8 protein-coding genes are annotated in these 7,846 nt (G+C 51.6%); 7 read left to right on the forward strand and 1 reads right to left on the reverse strand.

Features of this window, described 5'->3' with window-relative positions; translation table 11 throughout:
* Positions 1 to 30 precede the first annotated feature (30 nt).
* Positions 31 to 339 carry a PTS lactose/cellobiose transporter subunit IIA gene (locus ACQE32_RS15170; RefSeq protein WP_426973629.1) on the reverse strand — a complete coding sequence of 103 codons (309 nt, stop codon included), beginning with the start codon at positions 337 to 339 and terminating at the stop codon, positions 31 to 33.
* 182 nt (positions 340 to 521) lie between these two features.
* On the opposite strand from ACQE32_RS15170, the gene ACQE32_RS15175 reads away from it, so the two are divergent.
* The 7 genes from ACQE32_RS15175 to ACQE32_RS15205 all read left to right on the forward strand — a co-directional run bounded on the left by ACQE32_RS15175 (position 522) and on the right by ACQE32_RS15205 (position 7,499).
* Positions 522 to 1,859, forward strand: a complete 1,338-nt coding sequence (locus ACQE32_RS15175) for a PTS sugar transporter subunit IIC (protein WP_085070291.1) — start codon at positions 522 to 524, stop codon at positions 1,857 to 1,859.
* A gap of 9 nt (positions 1,860 to 1,868) precedes the next feature.
* Positions 1,869 to 3,296, forward strand: coding sequence for a glycoside hydrolase family 1 protein (locus tag ACQE32_RS15180; protein ID WP_427022037.1), 1,428 nt, complete (start codon positions 1,869 to 1,871; stop codon positions 3,294 to 3,296).
* A 10-nt stretch (positions 3,297 to 3,306) separates the two neighbouring features.
* Positions 3,307 to 3,624: a PTS sugar transporter subunit IIB gene (locus ACQE32_RS15185; RefSeq protein ID WP_250650791.1), complete on the forward strand. Its 318-nt coding sequence runs from the start codon at positions 3,307 to 3,309 to the stop codon at positions 3,622 to 3,624.
* A gap of 76 nt (positions 3,625 to 3,700) precedes the next feature.
* A complete protein-coding gene (locus ACQE32_RS15190) occupies positions 3,701 to 4,474 on the forward strand; it encodes an FCD domain-containing protein (RefSeq protein ID WP_085070295.1) in 774 nt (257 codons plus the stop codon).
* Positions 4,471 to 4,929: a GNAT family N-acetyltransferase gene (locus tag ACQE32_RS15195; RefSeq protein WP_426973636.1), complete on the forward strand. Its 459-nt coding sequence runs from the start codon at positions 4,471 to 4,473 to the stop codon at positions 4,927 to 4,929. Before ACQE32_RS15190 ends, ACQE32_RS15195 begins: the two co-directional genes overlap by 4 nt.
* 1,022 nt (positions 4,930 to 5,951) lie before the next feature.
* The gene (locus tag ACQE32_RS15200) at positions 5,952 to 7,049 is read left to right on the forward strand and encodes a hypothetical protein (RefSeq protein WP_427022038.1); all 1,098 of its coding nucleotides are present in this window, start codon (positions 5,952 to 5,954) and stop codon (positions 7,047 to 7,049) included.
* A gap of 12 nt (positions 7,050 to 7,061) precedes the next feature.
* Positions 7,062 to 7,499 (forward strand): hypothetical protein, encoded by a 438-nt coding sequence (locus tag ACQE32_RS15205; protein WP_426973639.1) that lies wholly within the window; start codon positions 7,062 to 7,064, stop codon positions 7,497 to 7,499.
* The last annotated feature ends 347 nt before the right edge of the window (positions 7,500 to 7,846 follow it).

The raw sequence follows: 7,846 nt of genomic DNA on the forward strand, positions 1-7,846 counted from the left end.
TCTGCTGCGCTAGCGGGAACGGCCTGCTTTTTACGCCAGCAGCTCTTTACGCAGTAATACGATCTCTTCTGCCAGATCCCGGCAGAGCATAGCGTTCATCAAATGATCCTGCGCATGTACCAGGATCAAGGTCACCGGTAACTTTCCTTCGCCCTCATCAGCCCCGATCAACTGCGTTTGAATGCGATGCGCCGCTTTAGAGGCTTCTGCCGAGGCAGTCAGCGCCTGGTCCGCCTGCTGCCATTCACGTCGACGCGCTGCCTGAATAGCGCTCATTGCATGAGAACGCGCCTCGCCAGCGTTAATCAGCAGTTCCATGATGACCTGTTCAAAATCCATACTCACCTCGATTATTGGTATACCAGATTTGGGTTAATCATCATATTGGAATACCAAATAAGCGAACTGCGCTAAAGCTCACAGAAAAAAGCGTGCATTCGGCTAATTTTGGTATGCCATATCAGGGAAGGGTTGGGTTGTCACAACAGGACGATTACTCACTTACCCTGAGGTTATTGCTTATGTCTCTACAGGATCGACTGATTGACTCGCTGGGGAGCTTCGCCACGCGCTTTAACAGCTATCGCTATATTATGGCGATCAAAGCGTCTTTTATTACGCTGATGCCGGTGATTATCGTGGGCGCTTTTTCAGTGCTGATCTCTAATATGGTGCTGGATGCTAAAAACGGCCTGGCCAGTTTCCAGGCGCTCTCTTTCCTGGCCGATCTCAAACCCATTACCACCAGTATTAACTACGCCACGCTCAGCTTCCTGAATATCGGCGCGGTATTTTTAATCGGTATTGAGCTGGGGCGGATTAACGGCATCAAAACGCTGTTTCCCGGCCTGCTGGCGGTAATCTGCTTTATTGCCGTTACGCCGACCACGCTGCAGATGATGGTCGACGGGCAGATGCGGCTGGTTACCGATGTGCTGGCGAAGCAGTTTTCTGATACCAAAAGCCTGTTTCTCGGTATGTTTATCGCTATCTTATCGGTAGAAATATATTGTCGGCTGGAAAATGTTGAGCGGCTAAAAATCAAAATGCCCGATACCGTGCCGCCCAATGTTTCCGCCTCTTTCTCTGCGTTGATCCCGGCGATCATTACCGTGTCGGCTATCGCCACCTTCGGCTTTATTTTCCATCGGGTCAGTGGACTCTACCTCTACGATGCGGTTTATCGTGTGGTGCAACAGCCGCTGGAATCGGTGGTGCAGAGCCTGTGGGGCATTTTACTGCTGATGTTTGTCGCCCAGCTGTTCTGGGTGATTGGCATTCATGGCAATCAAATGATTAAACCGATCCGTGAGCCGCTGTTGCTGGGAGCGATTCTGGTGAACATGAACGCCTTCGAGCAGGGAAAAGAGGCACCCAATATCATTACCATGCCGTTTTGGGATGTCTATATGAGTATTGGTGGCTCTGGCCTGACCATCGGCCTGCTGACGGCGGTGATGCTGGCAACCAAACGTAAAGAGATGCGCGAGATCGCCAAGCTTTCGTTTGGACCAGGGTTGTTTAATATCAATGAGCCGGTAATTTTCGGTATGCCGATTATGTTGAATCCTATCCTGGCGATCCCTTTCATTATTACGCCGCTGGTAACCGGCACCATCGGCTATTTTGCGACGCTCACGGGGTTTGCGGGTAAAGCGGTGGTGATGGTGCCCTGGACAACGCCGCCGATTATTAATGCCTGGCTCTCTACCGCCGGTTCAATGGGCGCGGTGGTAACCCAGCTGGTGTGTATTGTGGTTTCGGTGCTGATCTATCTGCCGTTTGTCAAAATTGCCGCACGCCGCGCCGAAGCCGCCGAGGCGAAAGCCCTGCAGCAGCCAGAACTGGCGCAGCCTTAAGGAACAGAGATGAGCAAAGTCACTATCGATATTCCCGTGGATTTTATGCTGGGCGCGGCGGCGTCCGCCTGGCAAACCGAAGGCTGGCACGGTAAGAAGGCGGGGCAGGACTCTTATCTGGATGCCTGGTATCAGCACGATCGACATGTCTGGCATAACGGCTACGGCCCGGCGGTAGCGACCGATTTTATCAATCGCTATCGGGAAGATGTGGCGCTAATGAAAGCCTGTGGGCTGACGCACTATCGCACCTCTATTAACTGGTCGCGCTTTCTGCTGGATTATGAAACGGCGGAAGTGGATGAGGAGTACGCCCGCTATTACGACAGTCTGCTTGATGAGATGGAGGCCAGTGGCATTGAGCCGATGCTCTGCCTGGAGCATTACGAGCTGCCGGCGACGCTACTGGAAAAGTATGGCGGCTGGGGCGCGAGAAAGGTGGTGGATCTCTTTGTTCGCTACGCGGAGACGGTGTTTGCGCGCTATGCCCATCGGGTTAAACGCTGGTTTGTGTTTAATGAACCCATTGTGGTGCAAACCCGCGTATACCTTGACGCGCTGCGCTGGCCGTATCAGCAAAGTACCGCGACCTGGATGCAGTGGAATCATCATAAAAATCTGGCGACCGCGCGCGTTGTGGCGCTGTTTCGCGCCGGAGGCTGGCCGGGCAGCATCGGAACGATTTTAAACCCGGAGGTAACCTGGCCGCGTTCCAGCGCGCCGCACGACAGACATGCCGCAGAGATGTATGACCTGTTCTACAACCGGGTGTTTCTCGATCCAGCGATCAAAGGCGAGTACCCGCCAGCGCTGCTGCAGCTGTTAGCGCAGCATCAGGTTGCCTGGCAGTACAGTGATGAAGATCTGGCATTGATCGCAGCGCATCGCGTCGATGAAGTGGGGTTGAATCTTTACTATCCGCATCGGGTAAAAGCGCCGTCGCGCGCCTGGCATGCCGAAACGCCGTTTCATCCCGCTCGTTATTATGAGCCGTTTGAGCTGCCGGGCCGCAGGATGAATCCGTCACGCGGCTGGGAGATTCAGCCACGCATTGTGGCGGATATCGCCTGCCGGATGCGTGATGAGTACGGCAATTTCCCGTGGTTTATTGCAGAAAACGGCATGGGAATTGAGAACGAAGCGCGTTTCAGGAATGCACGGGGCGAGATTCAGGACGATTACCGCATCGATTTTATCGCTGAGCATTTATATGAAGCATTGCTTGCCCGTCAGGCGGGCATTAACTGTCGGGGCTATATGCTGTGGGCGTTTACCGATAACGTTTCGCCAATGAACGCCTTTAAAAATCGCTATGGCCTGATTGAAATCGATTTAGAGAATCAGCGTCAGCGACGCATGAAGAAGTCAGCGCGCTGGTTTCGCCAGCTGCGTGATAGCCGCCAGCTGACCCTGACGCTGGATGATCAACCCCGATAAGGATCCGAAAATGAAACGTATCATACTGGCCTGCGCTGCAGGTATGTCGACCTCAATGGTGGTGACGCGCATGGAGAAAGAGGCGGCGGCACGCGGCCTGAACTACCAGATTTATGCTATTCCGGAGCAAGAGTTGCGCGAGGAGCTACAAAACTATGCTGGCGAGGTAGCCGTGGTGCTGCTGGGGCCGCAGGTGCGTTTTAAGCTGGAGGAGAACCGTAAGCTGACCGACAGTCAACGGATCCCGATCGCAGTGATCGATACGCTGGCTTACGGCACGCTAAATGGCGCAAAAGTACTCGATCAGGCGCTGGCTTTGATAAACTAGCGACGTGTTGCCATCTGTTGTTACCGGTTAATCAGGCGCTACGGGATGGTGTAGTCAACGGACTAAGGGTGATGAAGTGGATAAGGGCGCAGCGCCGCAAGAGAGAAAGCAGTATCAGGAGATTGGCGAACATTTGCGCCAGCAGATTGTGGCCGGGCTTTATCCGGTTGGCTCACGCTTACCGCCGGAGCGCCATCTTGCTGAGACGTGGGGCGTGAGCCGAACCATCGTTCGCGAGGCGTTGCTGATGCTGGAGCTGGAGGGAACGGTCGATATTCGTCAAAGTTCTGGCGTGTATGTGATGCGTATTCCCAGCGCCAGCAGCGATGAAGAGGAAGCTTTTTTCCGCAGCGATGTCGGCCCATTTGAGATGTTGCAGGCGCGTCAGCTGCTGGAGAGTAATATTGCCGCTTTCGCTGCGCGCATGGCGACCAAAGCCGATATTGAAAATTTACGCCGCACGCTGGAACAGGAGCAGCGCGCAATTGCGCTGGACGATACCAGTCAGGATAACGATCGCTTGTTTCATCTTTTGCTGGCGGGTGCGACGCAGAATCAGATGCTGATGGATACGGTAAAAAGTATCTGGCGGCATCATGAAAATAATCCACTGTGGCAGCAGTTGCGCAGGCATATTGAGACGCGCAGTTACCGTTTGAAGTGGCTGAGCGATCATCAGACGATTCTGGCCGCTTTGCGGCGACGAGATGTGATGGGAGCCTGGCAGGGAATGTGGCAGCATCTGGAGAATGTGAAGAATACGCTGATGGAGCTGTCGGATGCCGATGCGCCAGATTTTGATGGTTATCTGTTTGAGTCAGTACCAATTTTTCAGGGTAAGCTGGTATGAGCCGCTGGCATATTGTTCCGTTATCTGAGGCTCCGCAGTATCAGCCGCAGCTGGTGGAGTGGCTGTGGCAGGCGTTTGGCGATCAGCAGAGCCGCGCTTTTTTCGCCAGCGTGATAGAGAGCAGCGTGCGCGGCGCTGATTTCCCGCAGACGTTTGTGGCGCTGGATGGCGTTCGTGCCGTGGGGACGGTAGGCGTCTGGCGTTGCGATTTGATTAGCCGTCAGGATCTTTTTCCGTGGCTGGCGGCATTGTATGTGGATGAAAGCGCGCGCGGCAGTGGGTTAAGCGCGGCGCTGCAAAGTTATGCTGAAGCCTGGTGTCGGGCACGGGGTTTTCCGGATCTCTATTTGTATTCGTTGTGTGCGGATTATTACGAGCGTTTTGGCTGGCGTTATATCGGCGATGCGTTGGATTATCCGGATGTGGTGGTTCGCTTGTATCACAAGGCGCTGTGATAAGCGTTAGCGCGCGCGGGGGTTCACTCTGTTCGGTGTCTGGCTGAGTTTAGGGTGATTTCAGTCTGTTCGGCGGCTGGCTGGGTTAAGGGTGGTTTCAGTCTGTTCGGCGGCTGGCTGAGTTTAAGGTGGTTTCAGTCTGTTCGGTGGCTGGCTGAGTTTAGGGTGATTTCAGTCTGTTCGGTGGCTGGCTGAGTTTAAGGTGATTTCAGTCTGTTCGGCGGCTGGCTGAGTTTAGGGTGATTTCAGTTCGCTCAGCGGCGGGCAGGCGCTGCGTAAAGACGTCGTGAACCCATCCCTGGGGACTCCGCCGCGTCATCCCTGACGCGGAGGCTTTACTCCGCTACCTGCCCGCCGCTTCACTTGCTCTTGTGCCTTTTGCTGCCGCCTCACTGACTCCTGTAATTGTTTGCTGCCGCCTTACTGGTTTTAATTTTTAAAAGGTTAAGTAACGATAGCGGGATATAAGGGGAAGGAGAGGGACGGGCAGAGTAGGCGGGCCTCCCGCTGCAGGGAAGGCGCGGGCGGAGGCCCCAGGGATGGGTTTATGCCGTCCCGCGGGAACTGCCCGTCCCTCTCGTGACCAGCACCAGTAGCCTTCTTTTAACCAGCACCAGTAACCGTCTCGTGACCAGCACCAGTAGCCTTCTTTTAACCAGCACCAGTAACCGTCTCGTGACCAGCACCAGTAGCCTTCTTTTGACCGACACCAGTAGCCTTCTTTTGACCGGCATCAATCAACTTTTTCGTAACGGGAAAACATCACATTCGATATATCGTTGTGCTAGTCTTTAAAGTGGCTAAAATTAATATTTATTACAACTTATATGGTTGGTTTTAATATCCATTCTGGATTACCTTTTCATATAAAATATACCCGTTATTATTTGCAGTAAATATATGATTCAACCCATTATTCTGAAAGTGTGTTCGGGTTAAAAGAATGGATTATTCTGGCTTGAAGCAAATCTATTAATTATGTAATGGTTGGATCAGTTATTTTTACCATAAGGATATGGTGTATGAGTTTCAGCCTGCCCGGAAACGATCTTTATTACCTGCCGCGTGACGATTTGTCACCAGAAAGATATGAGGAAATAACCAGCCCTGTTTTTTCCTGGTCCAGAATTAAAGATAAATATGTTTTTAATGACCGCCAGACGCTGAATTTTAAGCTGATTAATATGTATGAGCGCGACTTTAACGGTTATACCAACCAGCCGCCGCCGCATGGGCCGCGTGAGCAGGAAAAGCTACAAAGAATGGTATTCAGCGGCGAGGTGGTGATGCTCGGTGGGTTTTCTTTCGCAAAGGGAAGGCTGTTTTATATTGATGAGCACGGCGCACTGATTTGCCGCGACCCGCTGGCGTTTAAGTTTGACGGAGCGCGGGCTATTATCCGGGAATATAACCGGTCGGTTGCCCGCCGCGACTACAGAAAACGGGGCGGAAAACCGCGTCCCACGGTGTTACCTGCCCGCCAGACCCAAATAAAGCAGCCCACGCCGCTGAGCACTATCAACAGCAAAGCCGCCGGACGGCTGCTGGCGGCAGGTGGAATTTATAACGGCAACCCTGAAGGGTTCAGGCTGATCGCGCAACAACTGGGAGGCGAGGCACCCGCCGGTTATGACCAGATAATGTCGGATCAGACCAAAGGTTTGCTTATAACAGGTGCTTCGATAGCCGCTGGCTTAACGATGGGAAGAATATCTCCCGAGGTTTTTCACTCTTCTATAAAAACGAAGAGTGCAGCGGTTAAAGCTATGAATAAAATCGAAGGAGAAAGGGTAAAACTTAAAAATTTTGGTAATGTTAGCGACTTCATTTTTACACAATCAGCCAACCTTAACAGAAAGTTAGGAGTCAAGATTGGACAAGGACGTTTACCTTATGAGGCAAGTAAAGCTGGCATTGAGCAGGCAAAAGAAATAGTGAAGGAAACGTTAGAAAACGCAACGCAGATTAGCACGATCCTCCCCAGTTCCTCTGTCCGGGGTAAGTATGATTTAATCCATGTCTATAGTGAAAAGACAAACAGTACCGTAAGTTTAAGAGTTCTATCTGATGATAAATATGATTTTGATACCTTAATTCCTGAAAGGTCATCGAAATTTTAAAAGGGGGAGTGTATGTTGGCTAATGAATATTTTAAAGATTTTAGGTTTCGTTCTTTTTACATAGAGGATGAGATGGTTTGTCGGATGCTTGTGTTGTTTTTCCAGTGTTCTGATTCTGGTTGGGTATCGTTAAGTATTGATGAAGGCGTTTTAACCTGGACATATGAAAAAACAGAACCCGAACTTAGGGATATCAAAGATATTGACGATGAATTTGCCTGGCCGGTACAGACAGCTAATGAATTAGCCAGTTACGTTGGCAAGAAGATAACTGATATCTATGAGTACAAGCTGGAAGGAATTGAGGAAGGGAGTATTGGTGTCTATTTTGAGTGTGGAAATAAAGGGTTTAGCGTGTTAGAGCATGAGGGATGCTTGTTTTTGTTTGATGGCGTGTATTACGTTGCTCAGGGAAAAATTTTGCTATCCAGGTTAGCTCTTTCAATTTGAATGTCATGTGCTTTCTGTGGTGCTTTGGTTTTGTTCGGCTTCAGGGCTGAAGTTTAGGGTGGTTTCAGTCTGTTCGGTGTCTGGCTGAGTTTAGGGTGATTTCAGTCTGTTCGGCGGCGGGCAGGCGCTGCGTAAAGACGTCGTGAACCCATCCCTGGGGACTCCGCCGCGTCATCCCTGACGCGGAGGCTTTACTCCGCTACCTGCCCGCCGCTTCACTTGCTCTTGTGCCTTTTGCTGCCGCCTCACTGACTCCTGTAATTGTTTGCTGCCGCCTTACTGGTTTTAATTTTTAAAAGGTTAAGTAACGATAGCGGGATATAAGGGGAAGGAGAGGGACGGGCAGA

Origin of the sequence: Pantoea sp. FN0302 (genome assembly GCF_050113775.1) — a bacterium.
Taxonomy (GTDB): Bacteria; Pseudomonadota; Gammaproteobacteria; order Enterobacterales; family Enterobacteriaceae; genus Mixta; species Mixta alhagi.